General features: G+C 69.1%; 17 protein-coding genes (1 of these 17 running past the window's edge). 9 read left to right on the top strand and 8 right to left on the bottom strand.

The annotated features are described in order from the left end of the window. Positions 1-5: 5 nt before the first annotated feature. The 8 genes from DM194_RS14530 to DM194_RS14495 all read left to right on the top strand — a co-directional run bounded on the left by DM194_RS14530 (position 6) and on the right by DM194_RS14495 (position 10320). Positions 6-1187: an acetyl-CoA C-acyltransferase gene (locus DM194_RS14530; RefSeq protein ID WP_111068290.1), complete on the top strand. Its 1182-nt coding sequence runs from the start codon at positions 6-8 to the stop codon at positions 1185-1187. 66 nt (positions 1188-1253) lie between these two features. Continuing rightward, positions 1254-2387 (top strand): acyl-CoA dehydrogenase, encoded by a 1134-nt coding sequence (locus DM194_RS14525; RefSeq protein ID WP_111068289.1) that lies wholly within the window; start codon positions 1254-1256, stop codon positions 2385-2387. A 42-nt stretch (positions 2388-2429) separates the two neighbouring features. Beyond that, complete coding sequence (locus DM194_RS14520) at positions 2430-4037, top strand: carboxyl transferase domain-containing protein (RefSeq protein WP_111068288.1); 1608 nt, start codon at positions 2430-2432, stop codon at positions 4035-4037. A 10-nt stretch (positions 4038-4047) separates the two neighbouring features. Then, complete coding sequence (locus DM194_RS14515; RefSeq protein ID WP_111068287.1) at positions 4048-4830, top strand: enoyl-CoA hydratase/isomerase family protein; 783 nt, start codon at positions 4048-4050, stop codon at positions 4828-4830. 19 nt (positions 4831-4849) lie between these two features. Beyond that, the gene (locus DM194_RS14510) at positions 4850-6853 is read left to right on the top strand and encodes an acetyl/propionyl/methylcrotonyl-CoA carboxylase subunit alpha (RefSeq protein ID WP_111068685.1); all 2004 of its coding nucleotides are present in this window, start codon (positions 4850-4852) and stop codon (positions 6851-6853) included. 2 nt (positions 6854-6855) lie between these two features. Further along, positions 6856-7755, top strand: coding sequence for a hydroxymethylglutaryl-CoA lyase (locus tag DM194_RS14505; protein WP_111068286.1), 900 nt, complete (start codon positions 6856-6858; stop codon positions 7753-7755). Between the two features lie 136 nt (positions 7756-7891). Then, positions 7892-9286 (top strand): YcjX family GTP-binding protein, encoded by a 1395-nt coding sequence (locus DM194_RS14500; RefSeq protein ID WP_111068285.1) that lies wholly within the window; start codon positions 7892-7894, stop codon positions 9284-9286. After that, positions 9283-10320 (top strand): TIGR01620 family protein, encoded by a 1038-nt coding sequence (locus tag DM194_RS14495; protein WP_111068284.1) that lies wholly within the window; start codon positions 9283-9285, stop codon positions 10318-10320. Before DM194_RS14500 ends, DM194_RS14495 begins: the two co-directional genes overlap by 4 nt. A 45-nt stretch (positions 10321-10365) precedes the next feature. Here DM194_RS14495 and DM194_RS14490 read toward each other — a convergent pair whose 3' ends face one another. From DM194_RS14490 to DM194_RS14455, 8 genes are all read right to left on the bottom strand, one after another. Next, positions 10366-11064, bottom strand: a complete 699-nt coding sequence (locus DM194_RS14490; protein ID WP_111068283.1) for a pirin family protein — start codon at positions 11062-11064, stop codon at positions 10366-10368. Positions 11065-11157: 93 nt separating this feature from the next. Continuing rightward, positions 11158-12633 (bottom strand): ATP-binding protein, encoded by a 1476-nt coding sequence (locus DM194_RS14485; protein ID WP_111068282.1) that lies wholly within the window; start codon positions 12631-12633, stop codon positions 11158-11160. 72 nt (positions 12634-12705) lie between these two features. Further along, positions 12706-13386, bottom strand: a complete 681-nt coding sequence (locus tag DM194_RS14480) for an RluA family pseudouridine synthase (RefSeq protein ID WP_111068281.1) — start codon at positions 13384-13386, stop codon at positions 12706-12708. 7 nt (positions 13387-13393) lie between these two features. Then, positions 13394-13711 (bottom strand): CcdB family protein, encoded by a 318-nt coding sequence (locus DM194_RS14475; protein ID WP_111068280.1) that lies wholly within the window; start codon positions 13709-13711, stop codon positions 13394-13396. Beyond that, complete coding sequence (locus DM194_RS14470; protein ID WP_111068279.1) at positions 13711-13950, bottom strand: type II toxin-antitoxin system CcdA family antitoxin; 240 nt, start codon at positions 13948-13950, stop codon at positions 13711-13713. Before DM194_RS14470 ends, DM194_RS14475 begins: the two co-directional genes overlap by 1 nt. A 147-nt stretch (positions 13951-14097) precedes the next feature. Then, a complete protein-coding gene (locus tag DM194_RS14465; RefSeq protein ID WP_111068278.1) occupies positions 14098-15723 on the bottom strand; it encodes a fumarate hydratase in 1626 nt (541 codons plus the stop codon). A gap of 244 nt (positions 15724-15967) precedes the next feature. Further along, entirely contained in the window at positions 15968-20086 is a 4119-nt protein-coding gene (locus DM194_RS14460; RefSeq protein WP_111068277.1) for a Pls/PosA family non-ribosomal peptide synthetase, read from the bottom strand. 404 nt (positions 20087-20490) lie between these two features. Continuing rightward, a complete protein-coding gene (locus DM194_RS14455; RefSeq protein WP_111068276.1) occupies positions 20491-20973 on the bottom strand; it encodes an Lrp/AsnC family transcriptional regulator in 483 nt (160 codons plus the stop codon). Positions 20974-21105: 132 nt separating this feature from the next. On the opposite strand from DM194_RS14455, the gene DM194_RS14450 reads away from it, so the two are divergent. Then, positions 21106-23109, top strand: partial view of a transketolase gene (locus DM194_RS14450; RefSeq protein WP_111068275.1) — the 5' portion only. It continues 408 nt past the right edge of the window; 2004 of the gene's 2412 nt are visible here — the first part of the coding sequence; the start codon lies at positions 21106-21108; the stop codon falls past the right edge of the window.

Genomic DNA, 23109 nt, shown 5'->3' with positions numbered 1-23109 from the left:
CCACCATGACCGACAGCATCGTCATCGCCGCCGCCGTCCGCACGCCGATGGGCGGCTTCCAGGGCGACCTCATGGGCCTGAGCGGCCCGCAGCTGGGCGCCGTCGCCATCCAGGCGGCGCTGGAGCGCTCCGGCCTGCCCGCCGACGCGGTGGACGAGGTGTTCATGGGCAACGTGCTGTCGGCCGGTCTGGGCCAGGCCCCGGCGCGCCAGGCGGCGTTGGGCGCCGGGCTGCCGAAGGGGGTGGGGTGCACCACCATCTCCAAGGTCTGCGGATCGGGCATGCGGGCGGTGATGTTCGCCCATGACGTCATCAAGGCCGGCTCGGCCAGGGTGGTGGTGGCCGGCGGCATGGAAAGCATGTCGAACGCCCCCTACCTGCTGGACCGCGCCCGCGCCGGATACCGCATGGGCCACGGCAAGGTGCTGGACCACATGTTCTTCGACGGGCTGGAGGACGCCTACGAGAAGGGCCGCCTGATGGGCACCTTCGCCGAGGAATGCGCCGGCAGCTACGGCTTCACCCGCGAGGCGCAGGACAACTACGCCATCGAGAGCCTGAACCGCGCCCGCAAGGCGGTGGAGGACGGCTCCTTCAAGGCGGAGATCGCGCCGGTGCTGGTCAAGGGCCGCAAGGGCGACACGCTGGTGGAGAACGACGAGCAGCCGGGCAAGGGCGATCCGAAGAAGATCCCGACGCTGAAGCCGGCCTTCGCCAAGGACGGCACGGTGACGGCGGCGAACGCCTCGTCGATCTCCGACGGCGGCGCGGCGCTGATCGTCACCACCCGCAGCGAGGCCGACAAGCGCGGCCTGCGCGTGATCGCCGAAATCAAGGGGCATTCCAACCACGCCCAGCAGCCGGCGCTGTTCACCACCGCGCCGGTGGGCGCGATGCAGAAGCTGTTCGAGAAGGTGGGCTGGTCGGCCCGCGACGTCGATCTGTTCGAGATCAACGAGGCCTTCGCCGTCGTCACCATGGCGGCGATGCGCGATCTGGATCTGCCGCACGACAAGGTGAACGTGCATGGCGGCGCCTGCGCGCTCGGCCATCCGATCGGGGCGTCGGGCGCGCGCATCATCGTGACGCTGCTGGCGGCGCTGGAGAAGTACGACCTCAAGCGCGGCGTGGCCAGCCTGTGCATCGGTGGCGGCGAGGCGACGGCGATCGCGGTGGAGCGGGTGTAAGGCAGTCCCGCCCGCATTCCCCCTCTCCCCGCGGGGAGAGGGCAATAACGACCAGGGAGGACCAGCATGCACCTGACCGAAGAACAGACCATGGTCCGCGACATGGCCCGCGCCTTCGCGCAGGACCGGCTCGCCCCGACTGCCGCCGAGCGCGACCGCAGCGGCGCCTTCCCCAAGGCCGAACTGGCCGAGATGGGCGAACTCGGCCTGATGGGCATGCTGGTGCCGGAGGAGTATGGCGGCGCCGCCACCGACCATGTCGCCTATGCGCTCGCCATCGAGGAGATCGCCGCCGGCGACGGTGCGGTTTCCACCATCATGAGCGTCCACAACTCGGTCGGCTGCATGCCGATCCTGAAATTCGGCAATGAGGCCCAGAAGGACCGCTTCCTGAAGCCGATGGCGCGCGGCGCGATGCTCGGCGCCTTCTGCCTGACCGAACCGCAGGCCGGGTCCGACGCCTCGGCGATCAAGACCCGCGCCCGGCGCGACGGCGACCATTGGGTGCTGAACGGCACCAAGCAGTTCATCACCTCCGGCTCGCAGGCCGATGTCGCCATCGTTTTCGCCGTGACCGATCCGGCCGCCGGCAAGAAGGGGCTCAGCGCCTTCATCGTGCCGACGGATACCCCCGGCTATCAGGTGGCGCGGACCGAGGAGAAGCTGGGCCAGCACTGCTCCGACACCTGCCAGATCGTCTTCGAGGAATGCCGGGTTCCGGCCGAACTGATGCTGGGCGATGAGGGCGCCGGCTACCGGGTGGCGCTGGCCAACCTGGAGGGCGGGCGTATCGGCATCGCCTCGCAGTCGGTCGGCATGGCGCGCTCGGCACTGGACCACGCCATCCGCTATGCCCAGGAACGCCAGAGCATGGGCGTGCCGATCATCCAGCATCAGGCCATCGCCTTCCGCCTCGCCGACATGGCGACGCGCGTAGAGGCGGCGCGCCAGATGGTGCTGCATGCGGCGAGCCTCCGCGACGCCGGGGCGCCCTGCATGAAGGAGGCGGCGATGGCCAAGCTGTTCGCTTCGGAAATCGCGGAGAAGGTCTGCTCCGACGCAATCCAGATCCATGGCGGCTACGGCTATCTCGCCGATTTCCCGGTCGAGCGCATCTATCGCGACGTCCGGGTCTGCCAGATCTACGAGGGCACCAGCGACATCCAGCGTCTGGTCATCAGCCGCGCCCTCGTTCAGTAACCGATTCAGCAATCAAGACCGCCAAACCGGGAGGAAGACGGCATGACCGTCCTGAAGAGCGCCCTCAACGCGCGCTCCGCCGAGTTCCAGGCCAACGCCGACGCCATGCAGGCGCTGGTCGACGATTTGCGCCGGAAGGTCGCCGCCATCCAGCAGGGCGGCGGGGCGAAGGCGCGCGAAAAGCACCTCGCCCGCGGCAAGCTGCTGCCGCGCGAGCGCATCCGCCAGCTGCTCGACGTCGGTTCGCCGTTCCTTGAGCTGTCGCAGCTGGCCGCCGACGGCGTCTATGCCGAGGACATTCCGTCCGCCGGCATCATCGCCGGCATCGGCAGCGTCGCCGGGCAGGAGTGCATGATCGTCGCCAACGACGCGACGGTGAAGGGCGGCACCTATTACCCGCTGACGGTCAAGAAGCACCTGCGCGCGCAGGAGATCGCCCAGCAGAACAACCTGCCCTGCATCTATCTGGTCGACAGCGGCGGCGCCAACCTGCCGAACCAGGACGAGGTCTTCCCCGACCGCGACCATTTCGGCCGCATCTTCTACAACCAGGCCAACATGTCGGCCGAGGGCATCCCGCAGATCGCCGTGGTGATGGGAAGCTGCACCGCCGGCGGCGCCTATGTCCCGGCGATGTCGGACGAGGCGATCATCGTCCGCAACCAGGGCACCATCTTCCTGGGCGGCCCGCCTCTGGTGAAGGCGGCGACCGGCGAGGTGGTGTCGGCCGAGGATCTGGGCGGCGCCGACGTGCATTCCCGCACCTCGGGCGTCACCGACCATTACGCGATGAACGACGCCCACGCCCTGGCGATGGCGCGCCGGGTGGTGTCGAACCTGAACCGCGCCAAGCACATCGACCTCGACCTGCGCGAGCCGGAGGAACCCGCCTTCGATCCGCGTGAACTCTACGGCGTCATCCCCAGCGACGCCCGCAAGCCCTTCGACGTGCGCGAGGTGATCGCGCGGGTGGTCGACGGCTCGCGCTTCGACGAGTTCAAGCCGCTCTACGGCACGACGCTGGTGACGGGCTTCGCCCACATCTTCGGCTATCCCGTCGGCATCATCGCCAACAACGGCATCCTGTTCAGCGAATCCGCCCTGAAGGGCGCCCATTTCGTCGAACTGTGCTGCCAGCGCCGCATCCCGCTGGTGTTCCTGCAGAACATCACCGGCTTCATGGTCGGGCGGAAATACGAGGCCGGCGGCATCGCCAAGGACGGCGCCAAGCTGGTCACCGCGGTCGCCTGCGCCAAGGTGCCGAAATTCACCGTCATCATCGGCGGCAGCTATGGCGCCGGCAATTACGGCATGTGCGGCCGTGCCTACAGCCCGCGCTTCCTCTGGATGTGGCCGAACGCCCGCATCTCGGTCATGGGCGGCGAGCAAGCGGCGGGCGTGCTGGCCCAGGTCAAGCGCGACGCCATGGAAGCCCAGGGCAAGCCGTGGTCGGCCGAGGACGACGAGGCGTTGAAGGCGCCGATCCGCGCCCAGTTCGAGCGCGAGAGCCACGCCTATTACGCCAGCGCCCGGCTGTGGGACGACGGCATCATCGACCCGGCCGACACCCGCATGGTGCTGGGGCTGGGCCTGTCGGCGTCGCTGAACGCCCCGGTGCCGAAGACGCCCTTCGGCGTCTTCCGGATGTGAGGGGGCGACCATGAGCGACATTCTGATCGACATCGCCGATACCGGCGTCGCCACCGTCACCATGAACCGCGGCGACGTCCACAACGCCTTCAACGAGCAGGTCATCGCCGACCTCACCGCCGCCTTCCGCCGGGTGGGCGAGGATCCGGCGGTGCGCGTCGTCCTGCTGCGCGGGGTGGGCAGGAGCTTCTCGGCCGGGGCGGACCTGTCCTGGATGAAGAAGATGGCCGGCTACTCCCACGAGGAGAATCTGGCCGACGCCATGGGCCTCGCCACCATGCTGCGCACGCTGGACGAATGCCCGAAGCCGACGGTCGCCGTGGTGCAGGGACCGGCCTTCGGCGGCGGCGTCGGGCTGGTTTCGGCCTGCGACATCGCCATCGGCGTCGAGACGGCGACCTTCGCTTTGTCGGAGGTGCGGCTGGGCATCATCCCCGCCGCCATCAGCCCCTATGTCATCGCCGCCATCGGCGAGCGCGCCTGCCGCCGCTACTTCCTGACCGGCGAGCGCTTCAGCGCGGCGGAGGCCCACCGCATCGGCCTGCTGCACGAGCTGACCGGCGCCGACGGGCTGGAGGAGGCGGTGGCGAAGACGGTGAGGAACCTGATGGACAGCGCCCCCACGGCGGTCACCGCCGCCAAGGAGCTGATCCGCTCCGTCGCCCGCCGGCCGCTGACGGAGGACGTCATGCGCGACACGGCGGAGCGCATCGCCCGCCAGCGCGCCAGCGCCGAAGGCAAGGAGGGCGTCGGCGCCTTCCTCGAAAAACGCACCCCGTCCTGGCGGAGCTGAACCAATGTCCCAAATGGCCATGTTCGATAAGATCCTGATCGCCAATCGCGGCGAAATCGCCTGCCGGGTCATCCGCACCGCCCGCCGCATGGGCATCAAGACCGTCGCCGTCCATTCCGAGGCCGACGCGCACGCCATGCATGTCCAGATGGCCGACGAGGCCGTCTGCATCGGCCCGGCTCCGGTCGGCGAAAGCTATCTGCGCGGCGACGTCATCCTCGACGTTGCCAGGCGCACGGGCGCCCAGGCCGTCCATCCCGGCTACGGCTTCCTGTCGGAGAATGCCGGCTTCGCCGCCGCCTGCGCCGAAGCGGGCGTCGTCTTCATCGGCCCGCCGATCGAGGCGATCCGCGTCATGGGTTCCAAGGCGGAATCCAAGCGGCTGATGGCGAATGCCGACGTGCCGCTGGTGCCGGGCTATCACGGCACCGACCAGGACTTCGCCACCCTGTCGGCGGAGGCCGAGCGCATCGGCTATCCGGTGCTGGTCAAGGCGTCGGCCGGCGGCGGCGGCAAGGGCATGCGGGTGGTGCGCTCGGCGTCCGAGCTGGCCGACGCGGTGGCCGGCGCCCAGCGCGAGGCCAAGGCGGCCTTCGGCGACGACAGCCTGCTGCTGGAGAAGTATCTCGGCCGACCGCGCCATGTCGAAATCCAGGTCTTCTGCGACACCCACGGCAACGGCGTCTATCTGTTCGAGCGCGACTGCTCGATCCAGCGCCGCCACCAGAAGGTGATCGAGGAGGCGCCGGCCCCCAACCTGCCCGACGACATCCGCCGCCGCATGGGCGAGGCCGCGGTCGCCGCCGCCAAGGCGGTCAACTATGTCGGCGCCGGCACCGTCGAGTTCCTCTATGAGGATGGCGGCTTCTACTTCATCGAGATGAACACCCGCCTGCAGGTCGAGCATCCGGTGACCGAGAAGATCACCGGCCTCGATCTGGTCGAATGGCAGCTGCGGGTGGCCGCGGGGGCGGAGCTGCCGCTGCGCCAGGACCAGCTGACCCGCAAGGGCCACGCCTTCGAGGCGCGGCTCTATGCCGAGGATCCGCAGCGCGACTTCCTGCCCGCCATCGGCAAGCTGGTGCGGCTGCGTCCGCCGGCCGAGAACGACCATGTCCGCGTCGATACCGGTGTGCGCGAAGGCGATTCGGTGACGATGTATTACGACCCGATGATCGCCAAGCTGATCGTCTGGGACGAGGACCGCGACAGCGCGCTGCGCCGCCTGCGCGTGGCGCTGGCCGAATACGAGGTGGTCGGCGTCACCACCAATGTCGGCTTCCTCGGCGCCATCGCCGGCCATCCGGCCTTCAGGGCGGTGGAGATCGACACCGGCTTCATCGAGCGCCACCGCGCCGACCTGCTGCCGCCGCCGGCCCCGGTGTCGGACAAGGCGCTGGCCGCCGCCTCCCTGTCGGTGCTGCTGAAGCGCCGGGAGGAGGCCCAGGCCGCGCTGCGCGCCCGGTCGGACCGCTACTCGCCCTGGCTGCTCGCCAATGGCTGGCGGCTGAACGAGGAGAACCATTACGACCTGCGCCTGATGGATGGCGACACGGTGCGTGAGGTGACGCTGCATTTCCGCGGCGACGGTTATGAAGTCGCGGTGGATGGCGGCAAGCCGATGCCGGTCACGGGCGTCAGCCTCGCCGACGGCCTGCTGACCGCGACGCTGGACGGCATGCGCACCCGCGCCACCGTGGTTCAGCAGGGGCTGGACATCACCGTCCTGATCGACGGCGCGGTGTCGCGCCTGACGCTGGACGACCCCAGCGCCCGCGCGGCGGAGCAGGAGGGCGGGTCCGGCCGCCTGAGCGCGCCGATGCCGGGCACCGTGGTCCGCGTTCTGGTCGAAGCCGGCCAGAGCGTGGAGGCCGGCGCGCCGCTGATGCTGCTGGAGGCCATGAAGATGGAGCACACCATCAAGGCCCCGGCGGCCGGCACGGTCAGCGCGGTGAATTTCGCGGCGGGCGATCAGGTGTCCGAAGGTGTTGACCTTCTGGTTCTCGACATCGCGGAGGGTTGACGATGCTGCTGCCGAAATTCGTTCGCATGGTGGAGGTCGGCCCGCGCGACGGCCTCCAGAACGAAAAGTCCATGGTGCCGACCGCGGTGAAGGTGGAACTGGTCGACCGCCTGTCCGACGCCGGCCTCACCGTGGTGGAGGCGGCAAGCTTCGTCTCGCCCAAATGGGTGCCGCAGATGGGCGACAGCGCCGAGGTGCTGGCCGGCATCGCCCGCAAGCCCGGCGTGCGCTATGCCGCCCTCACCCCCAACCTGAAGGGGCTGGAGGGCGCGCTGGCGGCCAAGGCCGACGAGGTGGCGGTGTTCGGCGCCGCCTCGGAAAGCTTCAGCCGGAAGAACATCAACTGCTCGATCGCCGAAAGCCTGGACCGCTTCGCCCCCGTGGTGGAGCAGGCCAAGGCGGCGGGCGTACCGGTGCGGGGATATGTCTCCTGCGTGCTCGGCTGCCCTTATGAGGGGGAGATCGCGCCGCAGGCCGTGGCGGACGTGGCGGAACGGCTGTTCGCCATGGGCTGCTACGAGATCTCGCTGGGCGACACCATCGGCACCGGCACGCCCTCCAAGGCGCAGCTGATGATCGCCGCGGTGGCGGAGCGGGTGCCGGTCGACAGGATCGCCGTCCATTTCCACGACACCTACGGGCAGGCTCTCGCCAACATCCTGGCGGCCCTGCAGATGGGGGTGGCGGTGGTCGACAGTTCGGTCGCCGGGCTCGGCGGCTGCCCCTATGCCAAGGGGGCCAGCGGCAACGTGGCGAGCGAGGATGTGCTGTACATGCTGAACGGTCTCGGCATCGAGACCGGGGTCGATCTGGACAGGCTGATCGCGGCGGGGGCGTTCATCAGCGACGCCATCGGCCGTCCCACCGCATCGAAGGTGGCCCGCGCTCGTGGTTGTGCGTGAGGGACACTTCGGCAACGAAGGGCCGCGCTTCCGGCAGGGGGTGCGGCCCTTTCGTATCCGGGGCGATGGCCCCTTCGCTTCCCGGCCGGGCCACCCCATATAGGGCCGGTCATCGGCCAGACGTGAACGACCGCCCGTGCGAATTCCCGACCTGAACAGCCTGTACGATGCCGGCAGCCGGCTTCTCCTGGAATCGACGGTGCGCGTCGGCGTCACCGGGTTGCGGCGGGCGGGCAAGACCGTCTTCGTCACCGCGCTGGTTGACAACCTGCTGAAGGCCGGTCGGCTTCCCTTCCTCGACGTCATGTCGTCGGGCCGCTTCCAGGCGGCGCGGCTGCGGCCCCAGCCCGATCCCGACGTGCCGCGCTTCGATTTCGAAGGCCATCTGGCCGCGCTGACCGGCCCCGATCCCCATTGGCCGGAGCCGACGCGCGGCATCGGCCAGATGCGCGTCGCCCTGCGCTACCGCCCGGAATCGGCGCTGAAGCGGGCGGTGCAGCCGGTGGCGACGCTCAACCTCGACCTCGTCGATTACCCCGGCGAATGGCTGCTCGACCTGCCGCTGCTGCGCCAGAGCTTCGCGGAGTGGAGCACGCTCACCCTGGAACTCGCCGCCCGGCCGCCGCGCGACGAGTTGTCGGCCTCCTGGCGCGGCTGGCTCGCCACCATCGATCCGATGGCATCGGCGGAGGAGGAGACGGCGCGGCGCGGCGCGGCGCTCTACACCGACTATCTCCACGCCTGCCGGCGGGCGGACACGCTGCTCAGCCTGATCCAGCCCGGCCGCTTCGTCGAGCCGGGCGACATGAAGGACGCCCCGCTGCTGACCTTCTGCCCGCTGCCGGCGCCCCAGCCCGGCGGGTCGCGGAGCCGCGGCAGCCTGTGGGCACTGATGGAGGAGCGCTACGAGGCCTACAAGACCAACGTCGTCCGCCGTTTCTTCTCCGAGCATTTCGCCCGGCTGGACCGCCAGATCGTGCTGATCGACGTGCTGGGCGCGCTGAATGCCGGCCCCGCCGGGATGGCCGACATGAAGCGGGCGCTGGAGCTGAGCCTGGAGCCCTTCCGCCACGGTTCCTCCGGCTGGCTCGACTGGCTGCTGGGCACCAAGATCGACCGCGTGCTGTTCGCCGCGACCAAGGCCGACCACATCGCCGCCCACCAGCATGCCCAGCTGCGCGCGCTGCTCGACCAGCTGGTCGGCGACGCCCGCAACGCCATCCGCTTCGAGGGCGCCCAGGTCGAGACGATGGCCATCGCCGCGCTGAAATGCACCGACAGCGTGGTGACCGAGCATGAGGGCCGGCAGCTGCGTTGCGTGCGCGGCGTGCCGGTTGGGCGCGACCGCCCGACCGTGCTGTTTCCCGGCGAGATCCCGGAGGATGCGGATGCCTTTCCGCCGGGCCGCGACCGCCCCTACAATTTCCTGGCCTTCCGTCCGCCCGACGATCTCGGGCGCGACCCGCGCGGGCTGCCGCATATCCGCGTAGATCAGGCCCTGCAATTCCTGCTGGGGGATTACCTGCTGTGACGGAGCGCGACACCGACACCGGCAAGGCCCGGAAGGGCTGGGTTCCACCGATGGAGCTGGAGATCGACCGCGCCGCTCCGGTCCCGGAGGCGGAGGAGACGGCTCTGCTGACCGGATCGGGCGACCCGGCGGAGCTGCTGCCTGCCCCGGCGGCCCCGGTGCGGACGACGCGCCGGCTCGGGCGCTGGCTGATCGGGGCGCTGGCGGCGCTGGTGGTGGTGGCGCTGGGGTTCGACACCGCCGACCTGCTGAACCGCGCCTTCGCCACCAGCCTGGTGCTGGGTTTGCTGGTGGCGCTGCTGGCCGCGACGGCGGGCATCGCCGCCGTGGCGATGCTGGTGAACGAACTGCTGTCCCTGCGCCGCCTGCGCCGGATCGAGGAGCTGCGGGCCGAAGCCGCCCATCTCGAAGTGGGCCGGCTGGAGGTGGAGGCGCCTGGCGGGCGGGCCGACCGCTTCGCCGGGTCGCTGGTGGCGCTCTATGCCGACCGGCGGGAACTGGCTCCGGCGCTGGCCCGCGTGCGCGACCATGTCACCGACGCCCATGACGAGCATGAGGTGGTGCGGCTGCTGGACCGCGAGGTTCTGGCCCCGCTCGACCGCGCCGCCTATCAGCGGGTGCTGCTCGCCTCGCGCGACACCGCCGTCGCCACCGCGCTGAGCCCGGCGGCGCTGCTGGATTTCGCGGTGGTGCTGTGGCGGAACCTGAAGCTGGTGCGGGAGATCGCATCGCTCTACGGCGCCCGGCCCGGCTATGTCGGCTCGCTGCGGCTGCTGCGCCGGATGCTCGCCAACATCGCCGTCGCCGGGGTGACCGAAAGCGCCCATCACGTGGCGGTGGAGGCGCTGGGCGGTTCGCTCGCCGCCGCGATCTCCACCCGGATGGGGCAGGGGGTGATCAACGGCCTGCTGACCGCGCGGGTCGGGCTGACCGCCATGCATCTGTGCCGCCCCATCGCCTTCGGCACCGACAACCGCCCCAGCCTGAACCGCATCAGGAAGGAACTGCTGTCGGTGCCCAAGCAGGTGCTGTGATACAGCCGAGCGTAAGTTCTGACTTACGCTCGGCTGTATGACTCGTTACGCGAGGTCGAAGACGAGCACCTCGGCATCGTCTGCACGGTCGAGCGTCACCGCCTCCTCGTCCGTCAGCGCGGCGCCGTCGCCGGCCTTCAGCAGGGTGCCGTTCAAATGGACCCGGCCGCGGGCGACCTGGACCCAGGCATGGCGGCCGGGGCGCAGGGGCAGGGTGGCGCTTTCCTCCCCGTCCAGCAGCGCGGCGTACAGGTCCACATCCTGGTGGATGGTGACGCTGCCGTCACGCCCGTCACGCGACCCGACCAGCTTCAGCCTGCCCTGCTTCTGCCCGGCCGGGAAATCCGCCTGCTGGTAGCCGGGGGTCAGGTTGTTGGCCTCCGGCAGGATCCAGATCTGGAGGAAATGCACCGGCTCGCTGTCGGAGGCGTTGTACTCGCTGTGGCGGATGCCGCGGCCGGCGCTCATCACCTGGACCTCGCCCGGACGGATCACCGATCCGGTGCCGATGGAGTCCTTGTGCTCCAGCGCGCCGCTCAGCACGTAGGAGACGATCTCCATATTGGCGTGCCCATGGGTGGGGAAGCCGGCGCCGGGGATCACGCGGTCCTCGTTGATGACCCGCAGGGCGCGGAAGCCCATATGGCCGGGATCGAAGTAATGGCCGAACGAGAAGCTGTGGTTGCTGTTCAGCCAACCCATGTTGGCGGCCCCGCGCTCGTCGCGATGGCGAATGGTGATCATGGTGGAACCCTCCCTTGCCGTTGGGTGTGTGTGCCGTTGTCTGGAGGGGAATTTGGCACCGGACGGCTTGGGGAACAATCCGACGAAATGACATTAGATCGTTGCTGGAGCGGCTACAATCTCCCGAACCAACGGCACCCCGACCGTGAACACCGTGCCGCGTCCCTCCACCGAGCGCACCGTCAGCGGATGCTCCAGCAGACGCGCCAGCCGGTCGACGATGGCGAGCCCGAGGCCGATGCCCTCGCTGCGGTCGCGGTCGGCGCGGTCGAGTTGGACGAACTCCTGGAAGATGCGCTTGCGGTCGGGTTCGGCGATGCCGCGTCCGGTGTCGTAGACCTCGATCCACAGCCGGTCGCCGCGGGTGCGGCAGCCGACCAGCACGCCGCCGGTCTCGGTGTAGCGGATGGCGTTGGCGATCAGGTTGCGGAGGATGCGCTCCAGCAGGGCCGGGTCACTGCGCACCACCGCGTCGGTCGGGACGGCACGCAGACGCAGGCCCTTGGCCTCCGCCAGCCCGGCGAACTCCGCCTCAAGCTGGTCGAGCAGCGGGGAGAGCGGCAGGTCCGCCGGCTTCGGCGTCACCGCCCCGGATTCCAGCTTGGAGATGTCGAGGATCGCGTTCAGCAGGTCGCGCATCGAGCGCTGCGCCGCCTTCAGGTCGGTCAGCAGGACCGCCGCCTTGGCGCTCTGCGGCTGGCGTTCCAGCAGGCCGGTGAACATGCCGATGGCCTGGAGCGGCTGCTGCAGGTCGTGGCTGGCATGGGCGAGGAAGCGGGACTTGGCGAGGTGCGCCTGCTCCGCCGCGGATTTGGCGGCGTGCAGTTCGGCCGTGCGCTCGCGCACCTGCTGTTCCAGCGTGGCGTTGGCCCGTTCGATCGTCTCGGCCATGCGCAGGATCTCGGTGAGCTGGCGGCGCACCTGCCGGGTCATCGGCCGGAAGATCGCCAGCGCCTCCACCACCAGGAGCAGCAGGGTGATCAGCAGGGCGGCCAGCCCCAGCCGGTGCAGGGTATGGAATCCGGCCTCGCCCTCCTCCTGGTAGAGGGCGACCATCTCCTCCAGCCGCTCCAGCAGCGGGCCGAGGGCCTGGGAGGTGATGCGCTCCGCTTCGGCCGGGTCGGGGGGCTGCCCGGCGGCCGCGGCGGCGATCACCCGGCGCAGGGCGGCGATGTGCGCGGTCACCACCCGGTCCAGCGGGTCGGACCCGCCATGGAACAGGCCGTCGGCGGGCGGCCCCGGCGGCCGGCCCTCCTCCGGCCCGGCCCGGCCGCTCAGCCGGCGGTGGGCCGCCTCGAACATGTCGGTGGTCTGGGCCAGCTGGCGGGCGAGGTCGCTGCGCACCGCCGGATCGTTGGCGGTCTTCAGCCGCTCGACCAGAAGGGCGGTCCGCTGCGACAGCATGCGCTGGCGGCCGGAGACGTTGACGACCTCCAGCATCCGTTCATGCTGGCCGATCACCCCTTCGGTCATGACGAAGCCGGCCACCGTGCCGAGCGCGATCAGCGTCAGCGCCAGGGCATAGCGCACGGTCATCCAGCGGGCCGTGTTGGTGCCGGTCGATATCATGCCTGTGCCTCGCCCCTGCCTCGCCCCTGCCTCGCCAATGTGTCGCCTCGGCGGCGATGCCCGACGGTGACGCTATGAAGCCTCGGTGAAGCCGCAAGCCTCCAGCGCCGCCCGCATATGCCGAGGAACCGGCGCCACGGCGCCGACCGGATCGCGCTTCGGGTAGAGCGGCAGCGAGATGGCGCGGGAATGCAGGTGCAGCGGCTTGCCCTCCGGCCCGCCGTATTGCGGGTCGCCGACCAGCGGGCAGCCGATGGAGGCGCAATGGACGCGGATCTGGTGGGTGCGGCCGGTGTGCGGCGTCAGCTCCAGCCAGGCCAGCCCGTCCGCCTGCCCGCGCACCACATAGTCGGTCACCGCGGTCTGGCCATCGGGCGAGCCGACGATGCGCCAGCCGCCGGTCTTGTTGGAGACCTTGGCGAGCGGCAGCTCGATCCGCCCGGACTCCTGCGGCGGCGTCCCGGCGACCACCGCCCAATAGGTTTTGTCGACCTTGCCGTTCTGGAACAGGATGCCGATCTTGCGCAGCGCCTTGGCATGGCGGCCGAGGATCAGGCAGCCGGACGTGTCGCGGTCCAGCCGGTGGGCGAGGGCGGGCGGTTTGGGAAAGCCGAAGCGCAGCGCATCGAAATGCCGCTCCAGGTTCGGCCCGCCGGCGGGACCGGCATGGACCGGCAGCCCGGCGGGCTTGTCGAGGATCAGCATCAGCCCGTCGCGGTACAGGATGCGGTCTTGGATTTGGGCAGGTGTCACGGGTTACTCATCCCCAGGCGCGGGAAATCAGGAGGTCGATGGCGGCGATGATGCGGTCGCTGTCGTCGGCGAGGGAACAGACTTTCTCGCCGAGCTGTTCGGCGCGGACCGAGGCGAGCTGAAGAGGATTCAAAATCACATCATGGCCTTCAATCACGAAAAGCGGCGTCAAGAATGGTTCCGTGCTCTGAACTTTGTCGGCCAACAACAGAGGTACGATGACCCTGCGGGCGGATGAGTCGAAACGCTGTGACTGCACGATCACAAGATATGGGATGCCCGAGCGCGCTGCGGTTGGGTTCCTATGCACATCGAATTGAGCCATCACAGGTGATCGAGATGCTCGTCGGCGAATGAGCCGTTCTTCGCGTCGAAGTCGTTCAGCGCCTTGATCGTCGCATCCAGGCGGCGTTCACGGTCGGCCTTCGCCACCTCGTCGGCCAGCAGCATTTCGACCCGCTCGGACAGGTCGCCGGGAAGGGACTGCGCGCGCTGGAGGATGTCCTCGTCCAGCGATAGGGTGACGTTCCGCTTCGGTGCGCGCCGGTCATAGACACCGTCCATTGGAAAGCCCCCTCCGATCCCGATGCGTTGAAGATAGGCGCCCCCGGTGCCGTCCGGCAAGGCGGCAGCGGAAACGGGCAGGCAGGAAAAAGGGCGCGGGGCCTTTCGCAAGGCGCCGCGCCCCTGTTCACACCGGTCAGGCCCGGATCAGGCGAGCTTCAACTCCTTGAAGAAGTCGTTGCCCTTGTCGTCGACGATGATGAAGGCCGGGAAATCCTCGACCTCGATGCGCCAGATGGCTTCCATGCCGAGTTCGGGATACTCGACGCATTCCACCTTCTTGATGCAGTCCTGGGCCAGACGGGCGGCGGCGCCGCCGATCGAGCCGAGATAGAAGCCGCCATGCTGCTTGCAGGCCGCCGTCACCTCCGGGCTGCGGTTGCCCTTGGCCAGCATGACCATGGAGCCGCCGGCCGCCTGGAACTGGTCGACGAAGCTGTCCATGCGGCCCGCCGTCGTCGGCCCGAAGGAGCCCGAGGCGTAGCCTTCCGGCGTCTTGGCCGGGCCGGCGTAGTAGATCGGGTGGTTCTTGAAATAGTCCGGCAGCGGCTCGCCGGCGTCCAGGCGGGCGCGCAGCTTGGCGTGGGCCAGGTCGCGGGCAACGATCAGCGGGCCGGTCAGCGACAGGCGGGTGCGGATCGGGTACTGCGACAGCGTGGCGCGGATCTGCTCCATCGGCTGGTTCAGGTCGATCTTCACGACCTCGTCCGACAGATGTTCCCCGCCGATCTCCGGCAGATACTGGGCCGGATCGGTTTCCAGCTGCTCCAGGAAGATGCCGTCCCTGGTGATCTTGCCCACCGCCTGACGGTCGGCCGAGCAGGACACGCCGATGCCGATCGGCATCGAGGCGCCGTGGCGCGGCAGGCGGATGACGCGGACGTCGTGGCAGAAATACTTGCCGCCGAACTGGGCGCCGATGCCCATGTTCTGGGTCAGCTTGTGGACTTCGGCCTCCATCGCCAGATCGCGGAAGGCGTGCGCGTCCTCGCCGCCCTCGGTCGGCAGGTTGTCGAGGTAGCGGGCCGAGGCCAGCTTCACCGTCTTCAGGTTCTGTTCCGCCGACAGGCCGCCGATGACGATGGCGAGGTGGTAGGGCGGGCAGGCCGAGGTGCCGAGATAGCGGATCTTGTCTTCCAGGAACTTCAGCAGCCGGTCGGGCGCCAGCACCGACGGCGTGGCCTGGTGCAGGAAGGTCTTGTTGGCCGACCCGCCGCCCTTGGCCATGAACAGGAACTTGTAATAGTCCTCGCCCTCGGAATAGATGTCGATCTGCGCCGGCAGGTTGTTGCGGGTGTTCTTCTCCTCATACATGGAGATCGGCGCCAGCTGGCTGTAGCGCAGGTTGCGCTTCAGGTAGGCGTCGCGGGCGCCTTCGGACAGCGCGGTCTCGTCGCCGCCCCTGGTCCAGACGCGGCGGCCCTTCTTGCCCATGATGATGGCGGTGCCGGTGTCCTGGCACATCGGCAGGGTGCCGGCGGCGGCGATGTTGGCGTTCTTCAGCAGGTCGAGCGCCACGAAGCGGTCGTTGGCCGACGCCTCGGGATCGTCGAGGATCTTGGCGAGCTGGGCCAGATGGCCCGGACGCAGCAGATGGTTGATGTCGGAGAAGGCAGCCTCGGCCAGCAGGCGCAGACCCTCCGGCTCGACCTTCAGGATCTGCTCGCCGTCGAACTCGACGACCGAGACGTAGTCCGAGGTCAGCTTGCGGTAGGTCGTGTCGTCCTTGGCGAGCGGAAACAGGCCGCGTGCTGAGGCGATGTCGTCGGGCATTGGGGCGTTCCTTCGTGACGATCCAACGGCCGCCATTCGCCTCCGCGTTACGCGCCCGGCCGGGCGCGCGAAGGGGGCAGGCCGCGCTCGGCCCCCCTTATACACCGCTTCCGCGCAGAGACAACCATCGGCGGGAGTAACTGTGCGCGGCGCATTGTCGTCGGCGGAAAGAGAACCGAAAGAAAAGGCCGGTACACTTCAATGGTAATACCAGCTTTTTCTTCCTGCTGCCGACTGCGGCTGTTTACGCCGCCGCCTTCACATGACCTTCCAGCGCCCCATGGGCATGGACGGCCGGTTCGGCCGGGGCGCCGGCCCATTCGCCGTGGGCGGGGATTTCCTCGCCCTTCATCACCAGGGTCAGCGGACCCAGCCGGGCGAAGTCGCCGACATGGGTGTCGTACAGCACGGTGGCGCCCGCCCCGATGGTGACGCCGTTGCCGACCGTCACCCGGCCGACCTTCATCACGCGGTCCTCGTACAGGTGGGTCTGCAGGGCCGACAGGGCGTTGATGGCGCAATGGTCGCCGACCGACACGCAGTCGAACTCGGTGATGTCGGTGGTGTCCATGTAGACGCCCTTGCCGAACTTCGTGCCGAAGATGCGCAGCACCCAGGGCAGCATCGGCGTGCCGCGCAGATGGTCGAGCAGCACCTTGCCGGCCAGGCCCCAGTACAGCACGGCCACCGCCTCCGTCCGCATCGCCCACCAGGACCACATCGGCTTCATGGTGGGAGCGTAGCGGCCCATCAGCAGCCATTTCACCAGCGCCACCACCAGCACCATGGCCGACGGAATGGCGACGCTGACCGCCAGGAACTGCCAGGCGAAGGCGCCCCAGCGCCCGTCCAGGATGGCGGGGGCGAAGAACTCCACCGCGAAGGTGCCGAAGGTGATGAACAGCATCGTCGGCATCGACAGGCTGAAGGCCTCGAACACGGCGCGGCCGAGACGGCGGGCGCGCGACGGTTCGAAGGTCCAGTTCGCCGAGACGTTGTCGAACTTCTGGCGCACCGGCAGACTGATCGGCGGGCTGCCGAACCAGGTGTCTCCGGCCTGCATATCGGCATTGGCCGGCGGCTTGGACTTGATGCCGATCAGCGTGCCGGTGGGGATGGAGGCGCCCGGCGGAACCACGGCGTCGTTGCCGACGAACACGCGGGCCCCGGTTCTCACCGGCTGCAGATGCATCCAGCCGCGGCGGATGTCCTCGTCGCCCAGCACCACCTCGTCGGCGATGAAGCATTTCTCGCCGATCTCCACCAGATCGTAGCGTCCGGCGAGGTTGGTCGAGATCTCGGCGTCGCGGCCGATCTTCGCTCCCATCAGGCGGTACCAGGCCCGCATGTAGACGGTGGCGTAGAGCGAGCTGAGGGTATCCAGCATCACCTCGGTCGCCAGCGCCACGATCCATTTGCGGACGTAGAACCAGCTGTGGACCGAATAGGAACCCGCCGCCACCTTCGGCAGCACGACCCAGCGCGCGGCGGCGATCAGCAGGACGGTGACCGCCACCAGGAACATGGCGGTCGGCCAGGCGATGGCGGGGACGTAGAACAGGTAGTTGACCTTGAACAGCCCGCCCATCCAGGCGTCGAGCTTGTCGAACAGGTAGAAGGCCGGGAAGATCGGGATCAGCGCCACCGGCGGCAGGCCGACCAGCGCCACCAGATAGACCAGCCCCTGGATGGCCCGCTTGACGGCGCCGGCGCGCGGCGCCTGGGGCAGGGCGGCGCGGTCGACCACGCCGACCTTGCGGGCGGGCGAGCCGTCCCAGGATTCGTAAGGGCCGGTGCGGGTGCCGGCGGGCAGCGCGGTCAGGTCGGCCAGCTCGGTGCCGGGGGCGACGACGGCGTCATGCCCGATCACGCAGGAGGTGCCGATATAGGCGTCGTCGCCGATCTCGATGGTGCCGATCACCAGCTCGTTGCCGATCACCTCGGCGTTGGCCAGCTTGACCTTGCCGCCGGTGCAGGCGCCGCGGCCGATGCTGACCAGATCGATGGCGCCGGATTCGAACTCGCCGATCATTGCGTCGGCACCGATCCGGGCGCCGAGCGCGCGCAGGAGCAGCCGCATCACCGGCGATCCCTGGAACCACTTCAGATGGACCAGCGCGATGAAGCGCTGGGCCAGCCACCACCGGTAATAATAGACGCCCCACAGCGGGTAGCGGCCCGGCTTGGTCCGGCCGATGATCAGCCATTTCGCCGCGATGGCGATGGCGACGGTCGCGATGTTGATGACGACATAGACGCCGAACAGCGTCGTGATCTCGCCCAGCAGCCCGGCATCCTCGCCCGACAGCAGCATGTAGCTGACGAACACGCCCAGCCACTGCACCGTCATCAGCGCCAGGATGACCGGCAGCGCCGCGGCCTGGGCCAGACCGCACAGCAGGCGGCGGCGCAGCGGCGGCGGTTCGAAGGACAGGTCGGCGGGTTCGCTCCCGCCTCCGGCCGGCGCCTTGGCGTCCAGCCGTTCGGCCATCGCCCGCAGGGTGCGGGCGCCATAGACGTCCTGCAGGGTCAGGCTGGCCAGCCCGGCGGTTTCGCGCACCGCCGACACGAAGCGCGCCGCCAACAGCGAATGGCCGCCGAGGTCGAGGAAGAAATCGGCCTCCAGCGGGATCGACTGGCCGGGGAAGACGCGGCGGGCGGCCTCCAGCAGCGCGGCCTCCGTTGGGCTGCGCGGCTCCTCCTGCTCGCCCGCGCCGGCATCCCCGGTCAGGGCCATCGCCTGCAGGGTCTTGCGGTCGGCCTTGCCGGAGGTCAGGCGCGGCAGCTCCGCCACCTGTTCGTAATGGGCGGGCACCATGTAGGCGGGCAGCCGGGCGCGCAGCGCATCGCGCAAGGCGGTCCTGTCGAGGGAGGCGCCGGGCTGCGCCACCAGGAAGGCGACCAGACGGTCCAGGCCATTGTCGGTGCGCAGCACCACCGTGGCCTGGGCGACGCCCGGCAGGTCGGTCAGAGCCGCCTCGATCTCGCCCAGTTCCAGCCGGAAGCCGCGGATCTTCACCTGATCGTCGATGCGGCCATGGAAGCGCAGGTTGCCGTCGGCATCCAGGCTGACCGCGTCGCCGGAGCGGTAGAGCAGCGGGTCGTGAAATGCATCTGGTCCGCCGGAGCGGTACGGGTTGGCGATGAACTTCTCCGCCGTCAGCTCCGGCCGGCCGAGATAGCCCTGCGCCACGCCGGGGCCGCCGATCAGCAGCTCGCCCTGGGTGCCGGGGGCGACCAACTGTAGCGCCTCGTCCACCACATAGCAGGTGTAGTTGGGGATCGGGCGGCCGATGGTGACGGGGGTGTCGGGCAGCACCTCGGCCACCGTGGCGACGACGGTCGCCTCGGTCGGGCCGTAGCTGTTGAACAGGCGCCGGCCGGGACGGCACCAGCGCGACGCCACCGCCGGCGGGCAGGCCTCGCCGCCCAGGATGACGATGCGCAGCGACGGCACGTCCTTCGGCAGCATCGCCAGCAGGGTGGGGACGGTATCCAGAACGGTGACGCCGGCGTCGTTCAGCACGTCCGCCAGCCGATCCACCTCGTCCAGCACCTGCCGGCTGGCGACCCACAGGGCGGCGCCGGCCAGATAGGGGACGAAGGTCTCCTCCAGCGACAGGTCGAAGGCGACCGAGGCGCCCTGGAAGGCGACGTCGGCGGCGGTGATGCCGTAGATGCTGTTGGCGGCGCGCAGGTAATGGCAGATGTTGCGGTGGCTGATGACGATGCCCTTGGGCTTGCCGGTCGAGCCCGAGGTGTAGATGGCGTAGGCCGGGCTGTCGGGCGTCACCCCGTCGGCGCGCAGGTCGAGCGGACGGTCGTCGTCGCCCAGCACGTCGCCGATGCGCAGAACCTGGACGCCGGCTCCGGTATCGGCCAGCGTCGCCGCCTTGGTCCCGGTCACCAGATCGATCAGGATCGCCGGGGCGGCGCAATCGGTCAGGCTGACGGCGACGCGCTCGGCCGGGGCGTCGGCGTCGAAGGGCAGATAGGCGGCACCCGCCTTCAGGATGCCCAGCAGCGCCACATGCAGATCCAGCGACCGCGCCATCCACAGCCCGACGAAACAGCCGGAACCGATCCCGCGCGCCCGCAGGCCGCGGGCGACCCGGTTGGCGCGCGCCTCCAACTCGGCATAGCTGACGCGCCGGCCTTCATAAATGATGGCGGTGCGGTCCGGATAAGCCGCGGCGGTCCCCTGCGGAATGTCGGACAGCAGCTCCTCCCGCAACAGGGACGGGTCGATCGGGCCGCTCAACGTCGGCGCGGTTCGAATGATGGACCGGGAAGTGGACGTCGTTGATTGACCGGCCGGGGCAACGTCGGTCGGGCCGTTGGCCCGCGCAGTCAGCAGAGTCACGCTGTGTCAGCCTTCCAAAAGGAATCAGCGCGGCGGCGCCGGAGAGACCCGTTCATCGGCTGGGCCCGGCGGTCGGCTGAACGCGGCGATGGGCCGCTCGCATGTTGTGGTGATGGGCGGTTAATGAATGCTTGCCGTCCGGCATGGCGAAACCCGTACCGATGGGGTATGGCAGGTCTTGGGCCTTCGAAGCGCTGCGCAAGCAACATTCGCACCAGCCGAAAGAAAGGATAAGACCTGCCGCCATCGGATACATGCGTATACATGGACGAGCGGACCGCGCCTTGATGATCCGTTACGGCACGGCGGTCAAGAGTGTCCTTTTGTATGCCTGCCGAGGCGCCAAGGCATGTGTCGGCACCATCACAGGCCCGCCGACCGACATCGACGGCGGCGTTGCCGCCCTATCCCCCCAGATGCTCCAGCGGCAGGGCGGTGCGGTAGCGCACCTGTTTCAAGGCGAAGCTGGAGCGGATGCTGGCGACGCCGGGGATGCGGGTCAGGTGCTCCTTCAGGAAGCGCTCGTAGCTGGCGAGATCCGGCACCACCACCCGCAGCAGGTAATCGGCGTCGCCGGTCATCAGGTAGCACTCCAGCACCTCCGGCCGGGCCATCACCGCCGCCTCGAAGCCGTCGAGCCGGGCCTCCACCTGCCGTTCCAGGCTGACGCTGACGAAGATGTTGACCGGCAGTTCGACGGAGGCCGGGTCGACCAGCGCCACATAGCGGGCGATCACCCCGGCCTCCTCCAGCGCCTTGACGCGGCGCAGGCAGGGGGAGGGCGACAGGCCGACCCGTTCCGCCAGCTCGTTGTTGGGCAGGCGGCCATCCTCCTGAAGGGCGGCCAGGATCTTCCGGTCGATGCGGTCGAGAGGATGCTTTGGCATCAGCTGCCGTTCCCTGTTCTGAATTGGCATCCGATGCTAAAGCCGAACCGCGGGAGACGCCACTTTGCAAGCATCTGCCCGATCACAAATGATAGGCTGGGCCAACCATAATCTCCATCCGGGAGCAGACCCATGACCGCGATCCAGCCGTCCTCCGCCGATCTCGCCTGCCTGGCCGAGCTGGAGCGCAAGGTTCTCTGGCTCGCCTCCTGGACCATCCACAACGCCAACCATGTCCGCCCCAACCTGGACGGGCTGAAGATCGGCGGCCATCAGGCCTCCAGCGCCTCGCTGTCCACCATCATGACGGCGCTCTATTTCTCGGCCCTGCGGCCGGAGGACCGGGTGGCGGTCAAGCCCCATGCCAGCCCGATTTTCCACGCCATCCAGTATCTGCTGGGCAACCAGACGCGGGAGAAGCTTGAGAATTTCCGCGGCTACAAGGGCGCCCAGTCCTACCCCTCCCGCACCAAGGACGTGGACGACGTCGATTTCTCCACCGGCTCGGTCGGGCTGGGCGTGGCGCAGACCCTCTTCGCCTCGCTGGTGCAGGATTACCTGAAGGCCAAGGGCTGGGCCGCCGGGCTGCCGGAGGGCCGCATGGTCTCGCTGGTCGGCGATGCCGAGATGGACGAGGGCAACATCTTCGAAGCCCTGCAGGAGGGGTGGAAGCACGGCCTGCGCAACACCTGGTGGATCGTCGACTACAACCGCCAGAGCCTGGACGCGGTGATCCGCGAAGGGCTGTGGGAGCGGCTGGAGAACATCTTCCGCGCCTTCGGCTGGGACGTGGTGATCCTGAAATACGGCACCCTGATGCAGGAGGCGTTCAAGGAGCCGGGCGGCGAGCGCCTGCGCCGGTGGATCGACAGCTGCCCGAACCAGCTCTATTCGGCCCTGACCTACCAGGGCGGCGCGGCGTGGCGCCGCCGCCTGATGGATGATCTGGGCGACCAGGGCGACGTCTCCCGCCTGATCGAACGCCGCAGCGACGAGGAACTGGCCCGCCTGATGGGCAATCTCGGCGGCCATGACCTGCCGTCGCTGCTGGACGCCTTCGTCCGGGCGCGCAGCCATGACCGGCCGGTCTGCTTCATCGCCTATACGGTGAAGGGCTTCGGCCTGCCGCTGGCCGGCCACAAGGACAATCATTCCGGCCTGCTGACGCGCGAGCAGATGGACGGATTCCGTGCCGCCAACAAGGTCCGCCCCGGTCACGAATGGGACCGCTTCGAGGGGCTCTCCCTGCCGGAAGCGGCGCTGGAGGAGTTCCTGCGCCGCGTTCCCTTCGCGCAGAAGGGACGCCGCCGCTACGAGGCGCCGGCCGTCGCCGTGCCCGCCGCTTTGCAGGCGCCGACGCAGAAGAGCCTGTCGACCCAGGCGGCCTTCGGCCTGATCCTGAACGAGATCGGGCGCGAACGCTCGGCGCTGGCCGAACGCATCGTCACCACCGCGCCGGACGTCACGGTGTCCACCAACCTCGGCGCCTGGGTGAACCGGCGCGGCCTGTTCGCCAAGAGCGAGATGGCCGACCTGTTCAAGAAGGAACGCATCCCCTCCACCTACAGCTGGGATTTCTCGCCGAAGGGCCAGCATCTGGAACTGGGTATCGCCGAGTCCAACCTGTTCATCCTGCTGTCGGCTCTCGGTCTGTCGCACAGCCTGTTCGGGGAGCGGCTGCTGCCGATCGGCACCGTCTACGACCCCTTCATCATGCGCGGCGCCGATCAGCTGAACTACGCCTGCTACCAGGATGCCCGCTTCATGCTGGTGGCGACCCCGTCCGGCGTCACGCTGGCGCCGGAGGGCGGGGCGCACCAATCCATCGCCACCCCGCTGGTCGGCATGGCGCAGGATGGCTTGGCCTATTTCGAACCCGCCTTCGCCGACGAGCTCGCGGTGGTGATGCGCTGGGCCTTCGACTACATGCAGCGGGATGGGGAGGGGACGCCCGGCGAGCGCAACTGGCTGCGCGACGAGACCGGCGGCTCGGTCTATCTGCGCCTGTCCTCCCGCGCGCTGGAACAGCCGACCCGGACGATGGACGAGGATTTGGCCCGCGACATCGTCGATGGCGCCTATTGGCTGCGCAAGCCGGGCCCGAACGCCCAGGTGGTGATCGCCTACACCGGCGCC

It is taken from the genome of Azospirillum ramasamyi (assembly GCF_003233655.1).
Taxonomy (GTDB): domain Bacteria; phylum Pseudomonadota; class Alphaproteobacteria; order Azospirillales; family Azospirillaceae; genus Azospirillum; species Azospirillum ramasamyi.
Note: the sequence above shows the minus strand (reverse complement) of the source record. Positions and strands in the feature narration are given on the sequence as shown.